The sequence below is a fragment of the Pseudomonas sp. NPDC087803 genome, from assembly GCF_044742995.1.
GTDB lineage: Bacteria > Pseudomonadota > Gammaproteobacteria > Pseudomonadales > Pseudomonadaceae > Aquipseudomonas.
This window is the reverse complement of record NZ_JBIUVO010000008.1, coordinates 39293-61224: the sequence shown is the minus strand read 5'-3', so window position 1 is coordinate 61224 and position 21932 is coordinate 39293. Positions and strand designations below refer to the sequence as shown.

At 60.6% G+C, this 21932-nt stretch carries 25 protein-coding genes; 16 read left to right on the top strand and 9 right to left on the bottom strand.

Annotated elements, in window-relative coordinates; translation table 11 throughout:
* Window positions 1–25: 25 nt before the first annotated feature.
* The 5 genes from atuD (at window position 26) to ACIOUG_RS08025 (ending at window position 5069) form a co-directional block, all read left to right on the top strand.
* Window positions 26–1183, top strand: a complete 1158-nt coding sequence (atuD, locus tag ACIOUG_RS08045) for a citronellyl-CoA dehydrogenase (RefSeq protein ID WP_401064138.1) — start codon at window positions 26–28, stop codon at window positions 1181–1183.
* Complete coding sequence (locus tag ACIOUG_RS08040) at window positions 1180–1977, top strand: enoyl-CoA hydratase/isomerase family protein (protein WP_401064136.1); 798 nt, start codon at window positions 1180–1182, stop codon at window positions 1975–1977. The genes atuD and ACIOUG_RS08040 overlap by 4 nt, the downstream gene beginning before the upstream one ends.
* 118 nt (window positions 1978–2095) lie before the next feature.
* Complete coding sequence (locus ACIOUG_RS08035; RefSeq protein WP_401064133.1) at window positions 2096–4057, top strand: acetyl/propionyl/methylcrotonyl-CoA carboxylase subunit alpha; 1962 nt, start codon at window positions 2096–2098, stop codon at window positions 4055–4057.
* 70 nt (window positions 4058–4127) lie between these two features.
* Window positions 4128–4670 (top strand): exonuclease domain-containing protein, encoded by a 543-nt coding sequence (locus ACIOUG_RS08030; RefSeq protein ID WP_401064131.1) that lies wholly within the window; start codon window positions 4128–4130, stop codon window positions 4668–4670.
* Between the two features lie 114 nt (window positions 4671–4784).
* Window positions 4785–5069: a pyrimidine/purine nucleoside phosphorylase gene (locus ACIOUG_RS08025; protein ID WP_003226701.1), complete on the top strand. Its 285-nt coding sequence runs from the start codon at window positions 4785–4787 to the stop codon at window positions 5067–5069.
* 71 nt (window positions 5070–5140) lie between these two features.
* On the opposite strand, the gene ACIOUG_RS08020 is transcribed toward ACIOUG_RS08025, so the two are convergent.
* Entirely contained in the window at window positions 5141–5947 is an 807-nt protein-coding gene (locus ACIOUG_RS08020; RefSeq protein WP_401064129.1) for an MOSC domain-containing protein, read from the bottom strand.
* Window positions 5948–6139: 192 nt separating this feature from the next.
* Complete coding sequence (locus tag ACIOUG_RS08015) at window positions 6140–7075, bottom strand: chemotaxis protein CheV (protein ID WP_025113180.1); 936 nt, start codon at window positions 7073–7075, stop codon at window positions 6140–6142.
* A 456-nt stretch (window positions 7076–7531) separates the two neighbouring features.
* On the opposite strand from ACIOUG_RS08015, the gene ACIOUG_RS08010 reads away from it, so the two are divergent.
* The 3 genes from ACIOUG_RS08010 (at window position 7532) to ACIOUG_RS08000 (ending at window position 10044) form a co-directional block, all read left to right on the top strand.
* The gene (locus ACIOUG_RS08010; protein ID WP_401064126.1) at window positions 7532–8002 is read left to right on the top strand and encodes a hypothetical protein; all 471 of its coding nucleotides are present in this window, start codon (window positions 7532–7534) and stop codon (window positions 8000–8002) included.
* 492 nt (window positions 8003–8494) lie between these two features.
* Complete coding sequence (locus ACIOUG_RS08005) at window positions 8495–9388, top strand: sensor histidine kinase (RefSeq protein ID WP_401064220.1); 894 nt, start codon at window positions 8495–8497, stop codon at window positions 9386–9388.
* Window positions 9385–10044, top strand: coding sequence for a response regulator (locus ACIOUG_RS08000; protein ID WP_401064124.1), 660 nt, complete (start codon window positions 9385–9387; stop codon window positions 10042–10044). The genes ACIOUG_RS08005 and ACIOUG_RS08000 overlap by 4 nt, the downstream gene beginning before the upstream one ends.
* On the opposite strand, the gene yegS is transcribed toward ACIOUG_RS08000, so the two are convergent.
* Window positions 10028–10945, bottom strand: coding sequence for a lipid kinase YegS (gene yegS, locus ACIOUG_RS07995; protein ID WP_401064122.1), 918 nt, complete (start codon window positions 10943–10945; stop codon window positions 10028–10030). The genes ACIOUG_RS08000 and yegS overlap by 17 nt on opposite strands.
* A 317-nt stretch (window positions 10946–11262) precedes the next feature.
* Here yegS and ACIOUG_RS07990 point away from each other — a divergent pair, with 317 nt between their 5' ends.
* Window positions 11263–11571, top strand: coding sequence for a hypothetical protein (locus ACIOUG_RS07990; RefSeq protein ID WP_401064119.1), 309 nt, complete (start codon window positions 11263–11265; stop codon window positions 11569–11571).
* 55 nt (window positions 11572–11626) lie between these two features.
* Here ACIOUG_RS07990 and glp read toward each other — a convergent pair whose 3' ends face one another.
* Together glp and moaB are read right to left on the bottom strand one after the other, a co-directional pair.
* Complete coding sequence (glp, locus tag ACIOUG_RS07985; protein WP_401064218.1) at window positions 11627–12814, bottom strand: gephyrin-like molybdotransferase Glp; 1188 nt, start codon at window positions 12812–12814, stop codon at window positions 11627–11629.
* A gap of 22 nt (window positions 12815–12836) precedes the next feature.
* Entirely contained in the window at window positions 12837–13376 is a 540-nt protein-coding gene (moaB, locus tag ACIOUG_RS07980) for a molybdenum cofactor biosynthesis protein B (protein WP_047599869.1), read from the bottom strand.
* 82 nt (window positions 13377–13458) lie between these two features.
* On the opposite strand from moaB, the gene mobA reads away from it, so the two are divergent.
* Complete coding sequence (mobA, locus tag ACIOUG_RS07975; protein WP_401064116.1) at window positions 13459–14061, top strand: molybdenum cofactor guanylyltransferase MobA; 603 nt, start codon at window positions 13459–13461, stop codon at window positions 14059–14061.
* 78 nt (window positions 14062–14139) lie between these two features.
* Window positions 14140–14361: a YgdI/YgdR family lipoprotein gene (locus ACIOUG_RS07970; protein WP_064588511.1), complete on the top strand. Its 222-nt coding sequence runs from the start codon at window positions 14140–14142 to the stop codon at window positions 14359–14361.
* A gap of 76 nt (window positions 14362–14437) precedes the next feature.
* Here the strand turns inward: ACIOUG_RS07970 and ACIOUG_RS07965 are convergent, their stop codons facing one another.
* The 3 genes from ACIOUG_RS07965 to ACIOUG_RS07955 form a co-directional block, all read right to left on the bottom strand.
* Complete coding sequence (locus tag ACIOUG_RS07965) at window positions 14438–15328, bottom strand: pseudouridine synthase (protein WP_401064112.1); 891 nt, start codon at window positions 15326–15328, stop codon at window positions 14438–14440.
* Between the two features lie 80 nt (window positions 15329–15408).
* Window positions 15409–15726, bottom strand: a complete 318-nt coding sequence (locus ACIOUG_RS07960) for a transcriptional regulator (protein ID WP_003226726.1) — start codon at window positions 15724–15726, stop codon at window positions 15409–15411.
* 145 nt (window positions 15727–15871) lie between these two features.
* Entirely contained in the window at window positions 15872–16108 is a 237-nt protein-coding gene (locus tag ACIOUG_RS07955) for a glutaredoxin family protein (protein ID WP_401064109.1), read from the bottom strand.
* Between the two features lie 201 nt (window positions 16109–16309).
* On the opposite strand from ACIOUG_RS07955, the gene ACIOUG_RS07950 reads away from it, so the two are divergent.
* Window positions 16310–18022 (top strand): cation:proton antiporter, encoded by a 1713-nt coding sequence (locus ACIOUG_RS07950; RefSeq protein ID WP_401064106.1) that lies wholly within the window; start codon window positions 16310–16312, stop codon window positions 18020–18022.
* Here the strand turns inward: ACIOUG_RS07950 and ACIOUG_RS07945 are convergent.
* Complete coding sequence (locus tag ACIOUG_RS07945) at window positions 18019–19227, bottom strand: ammonium transporter (protein WP_108592434.1); 1209 nt, start codon at window positions 19225–19227, stop codon at window positions 18019–18021. The genes ACIOUG_RS07950 and ACIOUG_RS07945 overlap by 4 nt on opposite strands.
* Window positions 19228–19532: 305 nt before the next feature.
* Here ACIOUG_RS07945 and ACIOUG_RS07940 point away from each other — a divergent pair, with 305 nt between their 5' ends.
* The 4 genes from ACIOUG_RS07940 (at window position 19533) to ACIOUG_RS07925 (ending at window position 21858) form a co-directional block, all read left to right on the top strand.
* A complete protein-coding gene (locus ACIOUG_RS07940; RefSeq protein WP_401064103.1) occupies window positions 19533–19847 on the top strand; it encodes a YqjD family protein in 315 nt (104 codons plus the stop codon).
* Window positions 19848–19849: 2 nt separating this feature from the next.
* Entirely contained in the window at window positions 19850–20236 is a 387-nt protein-coding gene (locus ACIOUG_RS07935) for a phage holin family protein (protein ID WP_401064100.1), read from the top strand.
* Window positions 20233–20571 carry a hypothetical protein gene (locus ACIOUG_RS07930; protein ID WP_401064097.1) on the top strand — a complete coding sequence of 113 codons (339 nt, stop codon included), beginning with the start codon at window positions 20233–20235 and terminating at the stop codon, window positions 20569–20571. Before ACIOUG_RS07935 ends, ACIOUG_RS07930 begins: the two co-directional genes overlap by 4 nt.
* A gap of 123 nt (window positions 20572–20694) precedes the next feature.
* Window positions 20695–21858, top strand: coding sequence for an EAL domain-containing protein (locus ACIOUG_RS07925; RefSeq protein ID WP_401064094.1), 1164 nt, complete (start codon window positions 20695–20697; stop codon window positions 21856–21858).
* The last annotated feature ends 74 nt before the right edge of the window (window positions 21859–21932 follow it).

The window sequence follows — 21932 nt, the reverse complement described above, 5'->3', positions numbered from 1 at the left end:
ACGGATCCCAAGGAGAACAATAACAATGATCTTCACCCCGGAACACGAAGCACTGCGCCGCACCGTGCGCCAATTCGTCGAGCACGAGATCAACCCGCACGTCGATGAATGGGAAAAGGCCGGGCGCTTTCCGATCCACGAGATTTTCCGCAAGGCCGGCGACCTCGGTCTGCTGGGGATTTCCAAACCGGAAAAATTCGGTGGCATGGGCCTCGATTACAGTTATTCGATTGTCGCTGCCGAAGAGTTTGGCACCATCCACTGCGGCGGCATTCCGATGTCGATCGGCGTGCAGACCGACATGTGTACCCCGGCGCTGGCCCGCTTCGGCTCCGATGAATTGCGCGACGAATTCCTCCGCCCGGCGATTAGCGGCGAGCAGGTCGGTTGCATCGGGGTCTCGGAAGTCGGTGCCGGCTCCGACGTCGCCGGGCTCAAGACCAGCGCGCGCAAGGACGGCGACGATTACGTGATCAACGGCAGCAAGATGTGGATCACCAATTCGCCGAGCGCCGACTTCATCTGCCTGCTGGCCAACACCTCGGACGACAAGCCGCACATCAACAAGTCGCTGATCATGGTGCCGATGAACACCCCGGGCATCAGTCTCAGCTCGCACCTGGACAAGCTCGGCATGCGCAGTTCGGAAACCGCCCAGGTGTTTTTCGACAACGTGCGTGTGCCGCAGCGCAACCGCATCGGCCACGAAGGTGCCGGCTTCATGATGCAGATGCTGCAGTTCCAGGAAGAACGCCTGTTCGGCGCGGCAAACATGATCAAGGGCCTGGAATATTGCGTCGATAGCACCATCGAGTACTGCAAGGAGCGCAAGACCTTTGGCAACGCGCTGATCGACAATCAGGTGATCCACTTCCGCCTCGCCGAATTGCAGACCGAAATCGAATGCCTGCGGGCGCTGGTCTATCAGGCCACCGAGCAGTATGTAAAAGGCCAGGACGTCACGCGTCTGGCGTCGATGGCCAAGCTCAAGGCCGGACGCCTCGGCCGCGAAGTCAGCGACAGCTGCCTGCAATATTGGGGCGGCATGGGCTTCATGTGGGACAACCCGGTGGCGCGCGCCTATCGCGATGTGCGGCTGGTGTCGATTGGCGGCGGCGCCGACGAAATCATGCTGGGGATCATCTGCAAACTGATGGGCATCCTGCCGGGGAAAAAGAAATGAGCCCCCTGCCCGACTGCCAGACTCTGCTGCTGGAACAGCACGGCGGCGTGCTGCACATCACCCTCAATCGCCCGGAAAGCCGCAATGCGATGAGCCTGCAAATGGTCGCCGAACTGCGGGCGGTGCTGGCGGCGGTGCGCGATGAGCGTAATGTCCGCGCCCTGGTGCTCAGTGGTGCTGGCGGGCATTTCTCCGCTGGCGGCGACATCAAGGACATGGCCAACGCCCGCGCTCAGGGCGCCGATGCCTACCGCAATCTGAACCGAGCTTTCGGCGCACTGTTGCAAGAAGCGCAGCACGCACCGCAGGTGCTGATCAGCGTGTTGCAGGGTGCGGTGCTGGGTGGCGGGTTGGGTTTGGCCTGTGTCAGCGACATCGCGATGGCCGATCATCAGGCGCAGTTCGGTCTGCCGGAAACCAGCCTTGGCTTGCTGCCGGCGCAGATCGCCCCGTTCGTGGTGCAGCGCATCGGCCTGACCGAAACCCGCCGTCTGGCACTGACCGCCGCACGCTTCGACGGCCATCAGGCGCGGCGGCTGGGGCTGGTGCATTTTGTCGAGCAGGATCCGCAGGCGCTGGCCGAACGCCTTGATGAAGTGATCGACCATGTTCTGTGCTGCGCGCCCGAAGCGAACGCGGCGACCAAAAAGCTGCTGCTGGCCAGTGCAGGGCAGCCTTCGAATGAATTGCTGGATGAAGCAGCGCTGAGGTTCAGCGAAGCGGTGACCGGGGCCGAAGGGATCGAGGGCACGATGGCTTTCGTGCAAAAACGTAAACCGCGATGGGCCACCTGAAAGCTTCGCGAGCAGGCTCGCTCCCACAGGTTTTGTGAACGATGCAAATTCCTTGTGGGAGCGAGCCTGCTCGCGAAGAGGCCAGCCAACCCACCGCAAAATACTCAGGAAGATCAACATGCCCGCCATCCACAAAATCCTGATCGCCAACCGCGGTGAAATCGCCTGCCGCATCCAGCGCACCGCCCAGGCCCTCGGCTATCGAACCGTCGCCGTATTCAGCGATGCCGACGCCGATGCCCCGCACGTGCAGATGGCCGATCAAGCCGTGAACATCGGCGCCGCACCGGTGCAGCAGTCCTACCTGAACACCGCGGCGATCCTTGACGCCGCGCGCCGCAGCGGTGCCGACGCGATCCATCCCGGCTATGGCTTCCTCTCGGAAAATGCCGGGTTCGCCCGCGCCTGCGCCGAGGCCGGCCTGACCTTTATCGGCCCCAGCGCCGACGCCATCGAGTTGATGGGCAGCAAGCGTCTGTCGAAAATCGCCATGCTCGAAGCCGGCGTACCGTGCATCGCCGGCTATCAAGGTGCCGCGCAGGACGATGCTACCTTGCTGCGCGAAGCCGAGCGCATCGGCTATCCGCTGATGATCAAGGCCAGCGCTGGCGGCGGTGGACGCGGTATGCGCCTGGTGCACAGCAGCGAGGAGTTACCAGCACAATTGCGCACCGCCCGCTCCGAGGCGCTGAACGGTTTCGGCAGTGACGAACTGATCCTCGAGCAGGCGCTGATCGAACCGCGACACGTCGAAGTACAACTGTTCGGCGACTGCCACGGCAACCTGATTTATCTGGGCGAACGCGATTGCTCGGTGCAGCGCCGCCATCAGAAAGTCATCGAGGAAGCACCCTGCCCGGTGATGACCGGCGAGTTGCGCCAGGCCATGGGCGAAGCGGCATTGAAGGCTGGCCGAGCGGTGAATTACGTCGGGGCCGGCACCGTCGAGTTTCTGCTCGATGCCCGTGGGCAGTTCTACTTCCTGGAAATGAACACCCGTCTGCAGGTCGAGCATCCGGTGACCGAGTTGATCACCGGGCAGGATCTGGTCGCCTGGCAATTGGCGGTCGCCGAAGGCCAGCCGCTGCCGCTGACACAGGAACAGGTCACGCTGAACGGCCACGCCATGGAAGTGCGTTTGTATGCCGAAGATCCGACGCAGAATTTCTTGCCGCAGACCGGTCGTGTCCAGGCCTGGGAACCGGCAGTGAGTCCGGGCGCGCGGATCGATCATGGCTTGCGCGAAGGCCAGGCGATCAGCCCGTTCTACGATCCGATGCTGGGCAAACTGATCGCCCACGGCGCCACCCGCGAAGAGGCACGCCGCAAGCTGTTGCGCGCAGTGCAGGACAGCGTGCTGCTCGGGGTGCAGAGCAACCAGCGTTTGCTGGTCAGCCTGCTGCAACATCCGCAGTTCGTGAGCGGCGAGTTCAGCACCGCGTTCATTGCCCAGCACTTCACCGACCATCCGTGCCTGCATGCTTACGCTCCCACGGCCGAGGAACTGGCCATCGCCGCCGTGCTGTTTTATCAGTCTGGCGCGCAGGCACATCGGGCGCCGCTCAAGGGCTGGCGCAACAACGCCGGGGTGCCGCTCAATTACCGCCTCGGACTTGAACAGCAGGACTGGAGCTTGCAACTGCTTGCGGACGGCGACGGCCGATTCACCGTGAACGTGATGCAGCGCGCGCTGACGCTGACTGTCATCGCTTGCGACGAGCGCGCGCTGACGCTGGAGGTTGACGGTCTGCGCCAGCGTCATGCCTATCGGATAGTTGGCGAAGCACTCTGGCTGTTCACCCACCCCGGCAACCTGCGCCTGGAGGATCGAACTCATGCGCTGATCAGCAGTCAGACCAGCGTCAGCTCCGGCACCCTCAGGGCGCCGATGGACGGCGCCATCGTCGAGGTGCTGGTCAGCGAAGGCAGCCCGGTCAGCAAGGGGCAGTTGCTGGTGGTGCTGGAGGCAATGAAAATGGAGCATCCGCTCAAGGCCGGCATCGACGGCGTACTCAAGCGGGTGCAGGTCAAGGTCGGCGATCAGGTAAAAAATCGTCAGGTTCTGTTGCAGGTCGAGTGAGTCGCCAGGCGCAAACGCAAGGTTTGACTACGCTCTGATCTATCAGGACGCGTAAATCAGGAAACCTGCGATGCCCCATTGGCTGGTCATTGATCTGGAAGCCACCACAGATGAAGGTGGCTGGCCGGTTACGGAAATGGAAATCATCGAAATCGGCGCGACGCTGGTCGATCGTGCCGGTCGCGAGCAGGATCACTTTCAGCGGTTCGTCAAACCGACCCGACGGCCGTTGCTGACGCCGTTCTGCCGTGAACTCACGCACATCACCCAGGCCAACATCGACGCCGCACAGCCGTTGAGCGAGGTCTGGCCGGCGTTCGAGCGCTGGCTCGGACAGCACCAGACGCGCCTCGAGGGCTGGGTCAGTTGGGGCGATTACGACCGCAAGCAGTTGCTCCAGGAATGGCAGCGCCTGCAACTCGACAGCTTGCTCGGCCGGGTGCCGCACATGAACCTCAAACAGCGCTTTGCCAAGGCCCGGCGCCTCGAGCGGCCGCTGGGCCTGAACGGTGCGCTGCAACTGGCCGGCATGCAGTTCAGCGGGCAACAGCATCGGGCGCTGGAAGATGCGCGCAACACCGCGCGTTTACTGCCGCTGGTCTTGCCACTCTAGGGTCAGGGCGGGAACTCGCCGGACACGCTGCGGGCAGGTGACGGCGCCAGGAGCGTTGTGCATACTGGCCAGCCTTTTTTAACCCTTTTTTGCCCTTTTCGAGAGGAATCGCCCATGTTCAAAGTCAACGAGTACTTCGACGGCACCGTCAAGTCGATCGCTTTTGGCACCGCTGAAGGTCCGGCGACCATCGGCGTCATGGCCCCGGGCGAATACGAATTCGGCACCGCTCAGCGGGAAATCATGCACGTGGTTTCCGGCGCGCTGACCGTCAAACTGCCGGACAGCAGCGACTGGGAAACCTTCGCCGCCGGCAGCCAGTTCAATGTACCGGCCAACAGCAAGTTCCAGCTGAAAGTCGCGGTTGATACCGCTTACCTGTGCGAATACCGCGGCTAAAGCAACGGCTTTTCCCAGCGCAAAAAAATGCCCGTGTCCATGGACACGGGCATTTTCATTTGCGGCATCGGTTATTCGAGGATTTCCACCGGCATCCCGACTTCCAGACGCCCATTGCTGTCATTGACCAGGTTCTGCCCGAACATCGCGCCGTCGGCCTGAGCCCGGTACTTCTGCAAGGTCGCCAGCGGTTCGCGATCGGCACTGCGTTCACCGGTCTGAGGATCGATCGTGGTCAGGATGCAGCGCGAGCAAGGCTTGACCACCCGGAACTCGACATCGCCGATGCGAATGCGCTTCCAGTCATCTTCGGCGAACGCCGCGCTGCCTTCGATCACCAGATTCGGCCGGAAACGCAACATCTCCAGCGGCCGCCCGACCTTTTGCACCAGATCCTGCAGCGACGCCTCACCGATCAACAGCAGCGGGAAACCGTCGGCAAAAGCGACCTGATCGTCCTCGCGGCCGTAACCGGCCTGCGTCATGCGCGCGCGATCAAGTGGCACCTGCACCAGACGGGTCGGCTTGCCGATGAAATCGCTGACCCAACGGGCCGCCTCATCACCGGCATCCGGTACGCGCAGGGTGTCACGCCAGATTGTCACACCGCGCAAATCGGCATCGTCCTCGGGCAACGGGATATCCAGTGGCGCATGGTCGGGCGCACTGAGGGTCAGACCGCCCTGCGCATTCCACAGCGCCGACAGCTGGCTCATCTTCGCTTCGGCCCGCTGGGTCAGGAAGCGCCCGCTGGCTTCGTCCACCAACATCCAGCGTCGGTCACCTTCAAGGCCGAGTTTGTCCAGGCCAATCGACTGCAGAATCTCGGGCTTGCCGGATTTCAACGGGTAACGATAAAGCGCACTCAGACGCAGCATGGCCAGCTCCATGGTGGGCAAAAAATGCCACCCTATACGAGCTTTATCTGTGAATCAAAGGCAGAGTTCGGGCACTGCGCGACAAGGTAGGAGCTGCGGCACGCTGCGATCTTTTGACTTTGACTTTAAAGATCAAAAGATCGCAGCCTCGTTTCACTCGACAGCTCCTACAGGGGCGGTGTGGTTTTGTGGTCAGGCTGGCACTTCATCGAGCATCAGACGCTGACGCACCACATCGACCAGCTTGTCCGGCTGGAACTTGGAGAGGAAGTTGTCGCAACCGACCTTCTTCACCATCGAGTCGTTGAAGCTGCCGGACAGCGAGGTGTGCAGCACCACGTACAGGCCACGCAGGCGCGGGTCGTTGCGGATCTCGGTGGTCAGGCGATAGCCGTCCATTTCCGGCATTTCCGCGTCAGTGAAGACCATCAGCAGCTTGTCGGTCATGTTCACCCCGGTATCGGCCCAGGCCTTGAGCATGTTCAGCGCCTTGAGGCCATCGCTGGCAATGTGCATCTTCACCCCGAGCTGGCCGAGGGTGTCGCGCAATTGCGAAAGTGCCACGTTGGAGTCGTCCACCAGCAGCACTTCGCGGCCACGGGCACGTTCCAGCACCGGATCATCGAGCTTGTCGCGCGAAACCTTGGCGTTGTACGGGACGATTTCGGCGAGGACTTTCTCGACGTCGATGATTTCCACCAGTTGCTCGTCGACCTTGCTGATCGCGGTCAGGTAATGCTGGCGTCCGGCGCTGGTCGGCGGCGGCAGGATGGCTTCCCAGTTCATGTTGACGATGCGGTCCACGCCACCGACGAGGAAAGCCTGCACCGAACGGTTGTACTCGGTGACGATGATGGTGCTGTTCGGGCCCGGTACCAGCGGGCGCATGCCGATCGCCTGGGACAGGTCGATCACCGGCAGCGTCTGGCCGCGCAGGTTGACCACGCCGCAGACAAACGGGTGGCGCTGCGGCATCAGGGTCAGCTTCGGCAGTTGCAGCACTTCCTGAACCTTGAACACGTTGATCGCGAACAATTGGCGTCCGGCCAGTCGAAACATGAGAATTTCCAGGCGATTCTCACCCACCAGTTGCGTGCGTTGGTCTACCGTGTCGAGAATGCCGGCCATCAATGACTCCTGGGCTTGTTCTGATGAATTCACTACTAAGTGGGGTTATCGGCTGTACATAGCGATTCTTGATCCCCGGAAAAATCACTATCAAAATGCCATACATGGCCATTGATGTCACATTAACATCATGGTTTACTGGCCCGGTGTTTTCATCTGCTACATTCTCTTCTGGCGCGACCACGGTTTGCGTCACAGGTTCCCGCGTGTAAGGGAATCCCCTAGTAACAATCAGGCCCAACCTGATGTTCGCAATATCCAATAGCCATTAATGTGACGCCATTCTCATTGCATGAACGGAGTCAGGCTATTGTGTGCGATCGCAGGTCAGTGGAACCCCACCCTCTGGAAAACCTCAGCCAGTGCACTTGCACGGTGGGGCGCGATCTCCCGACGGTTCATGATCGTCGACACACACGGCATTCCCTCATCAGACATGACGCTGTGGAGATAAGCATGCCAATCGACCGCAAAGACTGGGCGCAACGTTTTCCCGAATTTCTCGTCGAGGCTGAAACGCTCCTGGCCAAGTCCGAAGAATGCCTGAGCCACCTGCAACTGATCAGCAACGACAAGGACGCCATCGACTGCATGCGCAGCACCCTGCTCAAGCTGGCGAGCCGGGCTGAAGCATTGGCACTGAAGGCGATCTCTGAGTTTTCCCTGCATATTCACAGCCTGCTCGACCACGCGCCGGATCCTGTCGATCTGCACGCACAGGCCCTGGATGCGCTCAAGGACTGCTTCACCCTGATGGCCTGGCAGATCGAACTGGTCGATCAGCGCACCGGCCAATTGACCCTGGATGCCAGCGAACAGACTTCGCTGATTGAAGCCTTTGCGTTCCAGGTCAGTCAGAGCCCGTTCCAGCATGCGCTGCCGATCCAACCGCTGCCACGGACGTCCTACTCGGAGCGTCAGGCCTGATCAAGTGCAGACAATGCACCAATCAAGGCTGCTGATCCGCATCGCTGAATGTCGCAATTGAATAGTTCATACCTGCCAGCGACAAGTCGAATTAAATAATCTCACCTGACACCAGCAGATATTGTCCTGCGGCCTCAGGGTTTACCTGTGTCCGTGTAACCAGCAACTTTGAGCAACATGGATATCTATCGAACACAATAAAGCGACTTTTTCCATTATGGAACTCGCGTCCAATATGGCGTCTTTCCTGACCCGTTGGACATATATGGCAAACGCGACCAACGGTATCTTAAGTGGTATTATGCCGGCCATTAGTTGCTTTCAATTTAATGGCACAGTGATTCAGTGACAGTCATCCACCTAAGTTGACCGTCCAATATCGGTCACTGAACCTCGTTAAAATCAATAACATAATTGACAGTATTTTCAGACAGAGATCCGCCAGCCACCGGCCGGTCTACCCGCAGCGAACATCCATTGGCTCCATCCGTTATGTACGCCAGCCTCAAGTCAATCACCACATGGCCACCGTCCCGGGAAAATGCACGCCGGTTCACACTCATATTGTGTGTCATCGCCACCGTCGGCAGCCTGCTGACCTATGGTTTGTCGGCGCCGCTCTCACTGGGCCTGCTGTTGCTGAACATCGCCGCCACCACGTGTGTCTGGGTGCAATATCGTCTGTCACGCAAGTCGATCAAGTTCCAGCCCCAGGAACTCGCCGACCGTTTGCTGGAAGTCCAGGAAAACGAACGCCACCGGCTCAGCCGCGAGCTGCACGACGATATCGGTCAATTGCTCACAGCGGCCAAGCTGCAAAGCGAGTGGCTGAAAAAACGCCTGCCGCAAGAATTGCAGGAGCAATGCTCGACACTTTGCGAGACCCTTGAAGAAACCCTGAACAAGGTGCGCGACGTTTCAGCCATTCTCAATCCGCGCCAACTGACCAGCCTCGGGCTGGAGGCCAGTCTGCGTGCGCACTTGCTCAAGACCCTGGCCAATACGCCGGTGCACTGGAGCCTCGATTGCCAGCAGCGGCTCAACGGGATTCCCGAAGAAATGGCGGTCGCCGCTTTTCGCATTGCTCAGGAAGCGGTCACCAACATTCTGCGTCACGCGCAAGCCAGCAACCTGCTGATCCGCGTGCAACGCCTGCCAAAAGGCCTGACGCTGTTGATCAGCGACGACGGCCAAGGGTTCGCACCGGCTGCAGATCCGGGCCGTGAAGGACAACGTGGCATGGCCGGGATGGCCGAAAGGATCGAACAATTGGGCGGCACGTTGAATGTCATCAGCGAGCCGGGCAAAGGCACTCAAATCGAAGCACTATTCCCCTGGGCGCCCCGTGCACTCGAGCGGGCCAGTACGAATAAGGTTATGCGTTGACTTGTAACTTACTCCTGGTGGATGACCACTCGCTGATCAGGGCCGGCGTGCGCGCTCTGGTGCTCGACATTCCCGGTTACGCGGTCGTTGGCGAAGCCAGTGATGGCTCGCAGCTGCTCGAAATGGTCGAGCAACTGACGCCCGACATCGTCTTGCTGGATATCTCGATGAAGGAAACCGGCGGCCTCGAAGCCCTGCAACGGCTCAAGCGCGTCCGCCCGCAAAGCAAGGTGCTGATCCTGTCGATGCATACCGATCCGGCGCTGATCATGCAGGCCCTGGAATCCGGGGCGCACGGCTATCTGCTCAAGGACACCACGGCCACCGAGCTGGAACATGCCCTCGAAGCCTTGCGCAACAACGAGCGGTACCTGAGCCCGGCAATCGCCCACACCGTGATCAATCAGGCTCTGACCCGTACGCAGAAAAACCAGCCGGAAGTGGCCGACTCGCACAACCTGACGGCACGCCAGCTGGAAATCCTGCGGCTGATCGTGCGCGGCAAGTCCACCCGGGAAATCGCCAACGGCCTGGGCCTGAGCATCAAGACCGTCGAAACCCACCGCTCGCAGATCATGAAACGCCTGCAGATCTACGATGTGGCAGGCCTGGTGCTGTTCGCGGTGCGGGAACAGATCATCAGTCTGGACGACTGATCGGGCGGTTACCCCCCAACAACGGCGAATGCTCGGGCAAGTGCACCCGCAAGGCTCCCGGGAGCGCCTCGAAGCGCAGGCTGTCGCCGGCCAGCGGCTCGCCGTCAAGATTGATGCTCAGGCCCTCGGCGACCTTGATCTCGACCCAGGGCAAGCGCGCTCGGACAAACATATTGTCGAGGCCGAACCCATCGCTGAGCAGCGTCTTCAGTGTGCCCACCAGCTCCTGCGGTGCCGGCAGAATGCTGATGTCCAGCAGACCATCATCGACTAGCGCCTGCGGACACAACTCATGTCCGCCTCCCGCCTGACGGCCGTTGCCGATACCCAGCGCCAGCAACTCGCCGCGCCAGTGAAAGTCCGGCCCCTGCAGTTCACCGTACGCCGCGTGCAACTCGCTGAAGCGCGACAAACCGGTAAACAGATAGGCAGCTCCACCCAGCACTTTTTTCAGATCCTCGGACGTATTGGCCGTGACCTGGCTACCGAAACCGCCGGTCGCCATATTGAGGAAAATCTGCCCGCCGACTTCGCCCAGATCAATGTCACGCGGCGGCACATCAAGAAGCTCAAGCGCCTCGGCCGGCTCCAGCGGAATCCCCGCCGCACGGGAAAAATCGTTGGCCGTGCCCAGCGGCAACAGCACCAGACTGGCTTTGTGCGAATGCGCGGCCAAGGCTTCAGCGATATCCCGCAACGTACCATCACCGCCCCCGGCGATGATCTGCCGATAGCCACCTGCCAGCGCCTCCTCCACCAGACGCTGAGCGTCACCCGCCTCCCAGGTCAGACGCACCACCAGCTCCCAGCCTTGCTTGCGCTTTGCTTCGACGGCGGCGCGAACCGCCTCATTGAGTGCCTGCTTGCCATGCAGAATCAACAGCGCCCTGCGTTCACTCATAACGGTACTCCCCACAGTTGAATCGGTATGAAACATCTGGACCACTGGCATACGCAAAAAAGCCATCGCAATCCCATTTAATTCAAGCGATTGCCTTGTGCGGTCCTACACAGCGGTATTTTTTCTTACGATATGTGAGGAATCGGCTCAATTGACCAGGCTCAATCATTGGCTCACCTTGTGCAGGTGGTATCAACCTTCGATTTAACAACACAAGGATGTGCAGGTAATGAGTGGATACACCCTCGGAGCTGGTGACAGTTTGAATGACGGGAAGGCCAGCGAGCTTACATTTGAAACAGCCGATGGACATTTCCATGCCAAGCCATGAAGCCCGAATTGCAAATAGTCCGCTTGCTCCTCTCGACGACAGTCGTGCCAGTCACACAGCCGATTTCAGAAAGAGCAACAGAACCGCTGGAGAAGTTGATATGGAACCGCGAGTGACCGAACTGGAAACCCACCTCAAATACATTCGCCGTGATATGGACGAAGTCCGCGGGGATGTAAAGACCATCAAGCATCGTCTCGCCTATTCGGCGGGTGCGACGGCAGTGGTCCTCGGACTGCTGGGATGGGTTGCCAACAGCCGGTTCGATCATCTGGTCACACTGATGAGCCATTGACCGGGAATGCAGGCCTCGACGCGGTATCGGTCGAGCCTGCAGTTCCAGAGCAGGCTCAATCGAGCAGATCGCTCAGTGGAATGAACCCGACCTCATCGCCCTCTGCCAGCGTCCGGCCCTCCAGCACTTCTACCAGGCCATCCGCCCAGGCCGCGCTGCGCAGTACACCGGAGCTTTGATTGCGGTAGATGATCGCCCGCCCTTGTTCGAGTCGACCGCGCAGGTATTCGCGACGATTGCCGGCCACAGGCCAGGCAAAACCTGCAGGAACGGTAAACTTCAGCGGTTCGACATCTTGTACACCCTGACGCCGCAACAGATAGGGTCGCGTGAGCAGAGCAAAGGTCACCAGCGTCGAAGCGGGGTTGCCCGGCAGGCCGATCACCGGCACCTTGCGAAAATGACCGAACGTCAGCGGTTTACCCGGTTTGATTGCCAGCTTCCACAATGCCAGCTCGCCCTCTTCTCTCAGTGCGATGCCAAGAAAATCCGCTTCGCCGACCGATACGCCGCCGGTGGAGAGAATCAGGTCGACACCCTGCAACTCGCCCAGACGTTCGCGGGTGGTGGCCAGATCGTCCGGGAGAATGCCGGCATCAATCACTTCACAACCCAGACGCTGCAGCCAACTGCACAACACCACCCGGTTACTGTTGTAAATCTGCCCCGGCCCCAACGGCTGGCCCGGTTCGACCAGCTCATCGCCGGTGGACAACACCGCCACTCGAACCTTGCGCACCACGTTCAACCCGGAACAACCCAGCGACGCCGCCAGACCTTGCTCGATCGGCCCCAGTCGGGTACCTGCGGTCAGGATCAACTCACCGACGGTAGTTTCCTGCCCTTGCGGGCGAATGTTCTGCCCGACGCTCATGGTTTCGAGGAAACACACGCGGCCGTCGGCTTGAACCTCGGCATTTTCCTGCATTTCCACGCAATCAGCCCCGGCCGGTACTGGCGCACCGGTGAAGATTCGCGCACAGGTGCCGGGCGTCAAAGGCTCAGGCGCCTGTCCGGCAAAGACTTTTTGACTGACCGGCAGCGGTTCGCCGGTCCAGTCCGCCAGAGTCAGGGCATAACCATCCATGGCACTGTTTGGCCAGGGCGGCAGGTCGAGGGTCGAAACCAGGTCTTCGGCCAACACCCGACCCTCGACCTCAGCCAAGGGCAGGAATTCGCGCTCGACAATCGGCGAGGCCGCGGCCATTTCCAGCAGACGGCCCAGCGCTTCCTCGACAGGCATCAGGCTGCCGGTTTTGCCCGGCTTACCCACGGGATTCACAAGGCGCAGCCTGTTTCAGGTGCGGAACGAAGTTGCACGGACGATGCCGCGAGTCCAGCTGTTCAGCGAGAATGCCGTCCCAACCGGTGCGCACTGCATTGGTCGAACCGGGCAGGCAGCACACCAGCGTGCCATTGGCCAGGCCGGCCAGTGCCCGCGACTGCACGGTCGACGTACCGATATCAGCCACCGAGATCTGGCGGAACAGTTCGCCGAAACCGTCAACCTGCTTGTCGAGCAGACAGGCCACGGCTTCAGGCGTGCTGTCACGCCCGGTAAAACCAGTGCCGCCGGTAATCAACACAACCTGCACCACGTCCTCGGCAATCCAGTGGGCAACTTGCGCGCGGATCTTGTACAGGTCATCTTTGAGCAGGACCCGTTCGGCCAGGTAGTGACCGGCAGCAGTCAGACGGTCGACGAAGACCTGGCCTGAGGTATCGGTTTCCAGGGTACGGGTATCGCTGACAGTCAGCACCGCAATGTTCAGCGGTGCAAAAGGTACATCGGCCTTGGCTTTCATTAGGCTCGTCCAGTTGTAGGAGAAACAGCCCGGTGTTATATCACAGCGCCTGAATTTTTCGCCGCCCTGCTGGAGAGCTGCCATGACCTCGAACACGCCATTGCCCCCCTGCTCCATTCTGCTCCTGGCGGGCGGACGCGGCCAGCGCATGGGCGGCCAGGACAAAGGGCTGGTCGAATGGCAGGGTGAGCCGCTGATTGCGCATTTGCAGCGCAAGGTACGGCCGCTGACCGACGATTTGATCATCTCCTGCAATCGCAATCGCGAGCGCTATGCCGCCTATGCCGATCAATTGGTCAGCGATGAAGAAGGCGACTTTCCCGGTCCGCTGGCCGGCATCCTCGCCGGGCTCAAGGCCGCCCGCCTCTCGCACCTGCTGGTTTTGCCCTGCGATGTGCCGCGAATCGACGCAACGCTATTGCAGGGCATGCGTGAAACCGCCAGCCAGTTCCCTGACAAACCTTTAATGTTGCGTCACGACGACCACTGGGAACCCCTGCTGTGCGTGATTCCGACAGCCCTTTTGGCCGAGTTCGAAACCGCCTGGAACGCCGGTGAACGCAGTCCCGGCCGGGTCATGCGCAACCTCGGCGCGACGGCCCTGCAATGCCCGGACAATGACCCGCGGCTGGCCAACCTGAACACCCCCGAACTGTTAAATGCGCATAACACTGTGTCAGACTGATAGCCTTCAAGGAACTCTCACGCCTTGTATACGTCTCAAGCTCAGTAACCAAAAGTATTCCCATTCGGAGACACACCCATGACTCAACGGACCCTCGCCACTTTCATGCTCGCACTGGGCCTGGCAACTCTCGCTGGTTGCTCGTCGCCGACAGTGATCACCTTGAATGACGGTCGCGAAATCCAGGCCGTCGACACCCCTAAATATGACGAAGATTCGGGTTTCTACGAGTTCAAGCAACTGGACGGTAAAGAGACCCGCCTCAACAAGGATCAGGTTCGTACCGTTAAAGAGCTGTAAGCTTTACGTCGACACCGGATACAGAAAAGCCCGCATTGATGCGGGCTTTTTCATGGGCGCTGGAAAGTGTGTGGCGTTACCACTGCAGAGTGATCTGACTCTCGAACTCGCGCTCTTCACCGGTCACCGGGTCAATAAAACGCAGCCCCTGTGCCAGCAATTTCAGCGGATTGGCATAGTCATCTTCAATGTCCTTCAACACCTGCGGGTAAAAAGGATCGTTACAGATACTCGCCCCCAGCGCGGTCATGTGCACCCGCAACTGATGCTTCTTGCCGGTCACCGGGTACAGCCCGTAGCGCCACAGATCACCATGCTTTTCCCTGACTTCCACCGCCGTTTCGGTATTGGCGACACCCGGCCCCTCCTGCATGCGGAAGAACGGTTCACCGTCGACCAGCCTACTTTTGTGCACCAGTGGAAATTCCAGGTCCGGCAGCGCACGGGCGATCGCTTCATAGCGTTTATCAATCTGCCGCGTCGGGAACAACGACTGATACGCCGAGCGGGTTTGCGGGTTGGCCGAAAAGATCACCAGTCCTGCCGTGTGCCGATCAATGCGGTGCAGCGGCACCAGATGCGGGTTATCCAGACGACGGATCAGACGGCGCAGCAACGTCTGCTCGACGTATTCACCGGCCGGTGTCACCGGCAGAAAGTGCGGTTTGTCCGCCACCACCAGATGCTCGTCCGCATACAGGATCGACTCGACTACCGGAATCGGCTTTTCATCCGGCACTTCACGGAAGTAGTGAATGCGCAGGCCTTCCTTGTACGGCAGATCCAGCGCGATCGGCTGACCCTGACCGTCCAGCACCCGGCCCCGGGCGATTCTGTCCAGCCACTGCTCGCGGCTGATCGCACTGAAATGCTCACACAGGCAATCCAACACGGTAAGCCACGCACCCGGAGGCAGGTAAAGGGTGCTGGCCTGATTCTGCGCAGCGGAAAAGGTTGGTGTGGACATACGGAAATTCGAACCCTCAATGCAGGCCGGCATTATCCAACACTGAGCGCAACGAACCTAGTGCAGAATCTGCGGCCCGCTCAGGCCGGTATCGACTTGAGCGCCGCCGCTTCGGTGAACTCCTTGAGCCAGCGCAGCACATCGACCGCCTCCCAGCGCCCCGGGTCATACAAGGCGTACAGCAAGCCCTGATAACCGACCACATCCAGTTGCTTGTGATAACCGGCACGCTGGAACAACGCTTCGATTTCGGCAAAACAGGTATTGAAATGCAGTTTGTTGAACGGCGTCTTGCCCTCCGTGACCAGCCCGTCCAGGCGCAGTTCGAGAACCGCCTCGCGCACCACGTCAACCGACATCCGGTTCACGCTGTTCTTCAACTGTTCGACATTGACCACGGTTCGTCCCTCTGACTGCCGGATTCACCTGCTCAAGTCATCAAAAGCAGCAGGCCAACCCAATTACTGTATGCGCATACAGTAAACGAATAATCCGCCGAGTGCCAATGGGAGGATGGTCGGTCGCGACCAGCGGATGACCAACTCAGCGCAGAAATGCCACGACCTGATCGGCATTGAACGGCCAGCTCAATTCCGCGCCGGTATCAACCCGGCGCAGCACCGGAATCCGCAGGCTGTAAGCCTCGTACCAGGATTCATCGTCGGCAATGTCCACCAGTTCGACCAGCAGACCGTGCTCGACGAAAGGCATCAACTCGGCTTCTGCCAACTCACACAAATGGCATCCCAAGGTGCCGAACAACTGACATTCAGGAGGCATGATCGCTCAACCGGAAAAGTGAGCGTTCATTCTAGGCCTGCCTCGAAAACCCGTCGAGCGACTGCTGCCCGATGACCCGAACACGGCGGGAAGCACGTAAAACCCTGACGCAAATCAGTCCACGAAAAAGCCAATCAGGCGATGCTCCCGGGCTTTTTGCCTCTACGCTTGAAAAGCCTGAGCCTGACATCGGAGTGTCTTGTGTTTGCCAACCTGTTGATCATCCTCGCCTCATCCCTGGTGATGATTGCCCTGTTCCGCCGCCTGCGTTTGCCGCCGGTGCTGGGCTATCTCTGCGTGGGCCTGATGGTCGGGCCGACCGCGTTCAACTGGGTCAACGAGAGCGAACACCTGCCGGACGTGGCCGAGCTGGGTGTGGTGTTCCTGCTGTTCTCACTGGGCCTGGAGTTTTCTCTGTCGAAAATGATCGCACTGCGCAAAGTGGTGTTTCGCCTGGGCAGTCAGCAGGTATTGCTCAGCACCGGGGTGCTCGGACTGGTGCTGATCCTGCTGGGAATGCCGCTGGCCCCGGCCCTGTTGCTCGGTGCCGGGCTGTCATTGTCGTCGACGGCGATAGTCACCAAGGAGTTGAGCAGCCTGGGCGAAGTGTTCAGCAGTCACGGGCAGATCGCCGTCGGGGTCTTGCTGTTTCAGGATGTGGTCGCGGTGTTGCTGCTGACCCTGGTGCCGGTGTTCGCCGGAAGCAGTACGCAAGCCTGGTACTGGGCCTTGCCATTGACGCTGGTGAAGACCGTGGTGCTGTTTTTCGGTCTGTTGCTGGCCAGCCGCTGGTTGCTGCCACGACTGTTCCACGAGGTGGCCGCGTCGCGTTCGGCGGAATTGTTCGTGCTGCTGGCGCTGGTGATTGTGCTGTTGACCGCCTGGTTGACACACCTGCTGGGCCTGTCCCCTGCCCTCGGCGCATTTCTGGCCGGGATGCTGCTGGGCGAGAGTCACTACCGCCATCAGATCGAGGCCGACATCCGGCCGTTTCGCGACATTCTGCTCGGGGTGTTTTTCGTCAGCATCGGCATGCTGATCGACCTGCAACTGTTCGTCAGTCACAGCGTGCTGATTCTCGGCCTGACCCTCGGCCTGATGCTGATCAAAGGCACGGTCGTGGCGCTGTTGGTGAAGTGGCGCGGCAGCGATCACGAGACTGCGTGGCGCAGCGGCCTGGCCCTGGCGCAGGGCGGGGAATTCTGCTTCGCCTTGATGGCGCAGATGCAACAGAACCAACTGCTGCCTGCCGAGTTGGGCGCCCTGCTGCTCGCGGCAACATTCTGCTCGATGCTGCTGACGCCGCTGCTGTTGCGCGCTGCGCCGAAAATCGCCGCGCGGCTGCACCGCAAACCGAACCAGGCGGCGCAAATCGAGGAAATCAGCGCCCTCAACGCCGACCTGGATCAACACGTGGTGATCTGTGGCTACGGACGAGTCGGCCAATCCATCGGCCGCTTCATGCGCAATGCCGGTCAACCTTACATCGCTCTGGACAACGACCCGGTGCGGGTGCAGGAAGCCGCATCCGGCGAAAGCGACGTGCATTACGGTGACTCGTCGCGCGGCGACCTGCTGACCGCGGTCGGACTGTTGCGCGCCCGGTTGCTGGTAATCGCCGTGGATCAGAGCGATGTCAGCCTGCGGATTCTCAAAGAGGCCCGCAGGCTCAACGCGCAGATCCCGATTCTGGTACGCACCCGCGACGACAGCCAGTGGGCCGAACTCAAGGCGGCCGGCGCCAGCGAAGTGGTGCCGGAGCTATTGGAATCGAGCCTGATGCTCGCCTCCCACGCCTTGATCATGCTCGGCCTGCCGGCACATCAGGTGCAGGAGCAAGTCGATCAGGTGCGTATTGATCGCTATCGCCTGCTGCACGGTTTCTATCCCGGCGCCGAAGACCAGGAAGCCTAGTCCTGACTCACCGCGCCGATCTTGTGCAGCGACAGGTCGGCGCCGTAATACTCTTGCTCCTGACTCAGGCGCAGACCATGCAACGCCTTGATCACCCCGTACACGGCGAATCCGCCGAGCAGTGCGACCAGCACGCCGAGCGCGGTGCCGATCAACTGACTGATCAGGCTGACACCGCCGAGGCCACCCAGCGCAGTCTGGCCAAAGATGCCGCAGGCAATTCCGCCCCACACCCCGCACAAACCGTGCAACGGCCAGACACCGAGCACATCGTCGATGCGCCATTTGACTTGTGCGGCGGTAAAGCACCAGACAAACAGCGCACCGGCAATCGCGCCGGTGACCAAGGCACCCACCGGATGCATCAGGTCGGAACCGGCGCAGATCGCTACCAGTCCGGCCAACGGGCCGTTGTGCAGAAAGCCCGGGTCGTTGCGCCCGACGATCAGCGCCGCCACCGTGCCGCCGACCATCGCCATCAGCGAGTTGACCGCCACCAGACCGCTGACGCCTTGCAAGGTCTGCGCGCTCATCACGTTGAAGCCGAACCAGCCGACAATCAGGATCCACGAGCCCAGCGCCAGAAACGGAATGCTCGACGGCGCGAACGCCACCAGACGCCCGTCGCGATAACGCCCGTTGCGCGGGCCGAGCAGCAATACCGCCGCCAGCGCCAGCCACCCGCCCATGGCGTGGACCACCACCGATCCGGCGAAATCATGGAACGCCGCGCCAAAGCGCGCGGTCAGCCAGGCTTGCAGACCGAAGTTGCCGTTCCAGATCATGCCCTCGAAAAACGGATAGATGAACGCCACGATCAACGCCGTCGCGCACAGCTGCGGAACGAATCGCGCACGCTCGGCAATCCCGCCGGAAATGATCGCCGGGATCGCCGCAGCAAAGGTCAGCAGGAAGAAAAACTTCACCAGGCCATAACCGTGATCGGCACTCAGCACCGCCGCCGGTTGCATGAAGGTCACCCCGTAGGAGATCCAATAGCCTATAAAGAAATAGGCCAGGGTCGAGACCGCAAAGTCGCTGAGAATTTTCGACAGCGCGTTGACCTGGTTTTTCTGGCGCACTGTGCCGACTTCCAGGAAGGCGAACCCGGCGTGCATCGCCAGCACCATCACCGCACCGATCAGAATGAACAACGTGTTGGAACTGTGAACCAATGTGTCCACAGCGCTTTGCAGATTTTCCATAAAGAGGCAGACCTGAAGGCTAAAAAGGCACCAAAGCGGTTCGCGCGGACAATTCATGCACCAAGTTGCGTCCTGTCGGGCACTGCACTGAAGCAGCAGTGAACCGCTTTGGCGCACAAGGTTGATGTCCTGACACGAACCAGGAATATTTGAGTTAAGGTTTTGCTGCATGCACGCCCGGCAACGGCGCACGAAGGCAGCAGGACGCACCACGACATAGCAAAAGCTGTACCAGTCATTTGTACTGAACCTTCGCGCAAGGCTCATACTCGAACGCTTCAGACGTCACTTACGGAGATCCACCCATGGCCAGCATCAAGGCAAAGACCGCTCAAGAAATCCTGATGAACGACTTCCAGACTCTGGTCGCCGATACCGAGCGTTTGCTCGAGCACACCGCGTCTTTGGCGGGCGATCAGGCCGATGAGCTGCGCGATCAGATCCACGACAGCCTGCTGCGCGCCCGGGAAACCCTGAAGCTGACCGAAGACAGCCTGCGTGATCGTGGCCAGGCGGCAGTCACAGCCACCGAAGATTACGTGTCGGCCAACCCTTGGCAGTCGGTGGGCATCGCCGCCGGGGTGGGCTTTCTGATTGGCCTGTTGGCCACTCGGCGCTGATCATGTCGATCGGCGAATCCGGCCCGGGGTCGGGCACCTCCTCCTCCACGCGGCGCCTGGGCGCCGCTGTTCTCGGCTTGCTGCACAGCCATGTCGAACTGTTCGGCATCGAGCTGCAGGAGCAGAAATCACGCACCGTCAGCCTGTTGCTGTTCGCAGGGCTGGCGCTGGTGTTTGCCCTGCTGTTGCTGGTCGGCCTGTCAGCCCTGGTGTTGATCCTGCTGTGGGACACTTATCGCTTGCCCGGGATCATTGGCCTGTGCGTGTTCTACACCCTGGCGGCGGGCTTCTGTGGTTTGCGCCTGAAGGCAGCGGTCTTCGATGAATCCTCGCCCTTCCACGGCACTCTGGAAGAATTGGCCAATGATCGGGAGCGCCTGCTGCCATGAGCCTGCCTGAACTGCCACACAACAGCTCGCGCCGGGAAATGCGCAAGGCGCTGATTCGCCTGCGCATGGAAATGCATCGTCAGGAAATCCGCCACGAAGCCGGGCAAGTGCTGCAACCCTTGCAGCGCATGCGCGGCATGACGCAAAACCTGCAGGGCGGTTTCGGCATCAAGCACGCGCCGCTTTGGGGCGTGGCTGCGGTCACCCTGCTGGGATTCATCACTGGCAAAGGCGCAAAAAGCGGCGGCGTCGGCGGCCTGACCCGGTTGATTCGTCTGGGCACCACTCTTGGCCCGCTGGTCAAACTGGTGATGCAGAGTTCGCGTAAACGCTAAGACCGGCCATCTGGCTGCATTCTTGCAATGCCCGGGATTGAACCTCCCTACCCCGAGGTTCAATCCCGCGTGCCTACCCGGCCGGCAGGGTTTACCCCGAACAAGAACAACTAAGGAGGCCCCGTGATCGACGGGCAACCGCTCGCCTGCTTTCAACCTTTCATTGATACCGCAACCGGACGTATTGCAGGCGTCGAAGCATTAGGGCGCCTGCGTCAGCCCGACGGCCAACTGACCTCGGTCGGGCCGTTGTTCGCCGACCCGCGCACACCTGCCATCGCCCTGCGCCGCCTCGACCGCCAGATCCGTGACCACGCCCTGAGCCGACTGCATGAAGCCCCTGCCGAGTGGTTTCTCAGCCTCAACATGTCGCCGCGCTGGATCAGTCGCCTGCGCGCCGATCAGCCGCTGCCCAGTCTCAAGCAAATGCTGCGACATGGCGTCGATCCGCAACGCATCGTCTTCGAGATCACTGAACTGGGCGGCAACGGTCAGCGTCTGGCCGACGTGGTCGGCCGTTATCGTGACGCCGGCGCGCGGATTGCCATTGATGATTTCGGTGCCGGTTACTCGCAGCTTGATCGGGTGCTGGCGTTGCAACCGGACATTCTCAAACTCGACATGCGCCTGTTTCAGGCGGCGGCGCTGGGCGGGCCAAGCAGCGAGGTGGTCAAGGCCCTGGCGCAAATGGCTGAGAAAACCGGCTGCTGGATCATTGCCGAAGGCGTGGAGACCGAAGCGCAGCTGAATTTCGCGCTGGAATGCGGATCACGTTACGTTCAGGGTTTCCTGTTCGCCCGGGCGCAGGAAGCCTTCTATCCGACCGACGCCTTCGTGCCGCGCTTCGCCGAACTGCGTCAGCGGTACGTGCGGCAGAAGCTGGCCGAACGCGGGCGCCTGATGCAGATGCGCCAGCAGCTCGGCGAACTGATGGCGATCCTGCAAGCCTGGGCGCAGGCCCACGCACCGCTCAGTGCGCTGCCACAACTGGAGGCCTTTCCGTGGTTGCTGCGGTTCTACCAATGCGACCGGCATGGCACACAACTCACGCCCAACCTTGAATGGCGGCACAATCGCTGGGTCGCCGACAACCGCTACCTGGGGCACAACTGGTCATGGCGTCCGTACTTCTATCATTTGCTCGCTGAAGGCTGGGAGGAGCGGCGTCTGACCCTGTCCAGCACCTACCGCGATGCCACCAGCAACCAGTATTGCCTGACCGCCGGCCAGTTCTTCGACAACGGCGAACGCCTGCTGCTGATCGACATTGATGCAGCCGGCTTGTAGTTCCGCTTGCAGGGGCGTGGCCGAACCGGGAAGCTAGGGCATTGATCATTCCAGTCACCGACGGAGAGAACCAG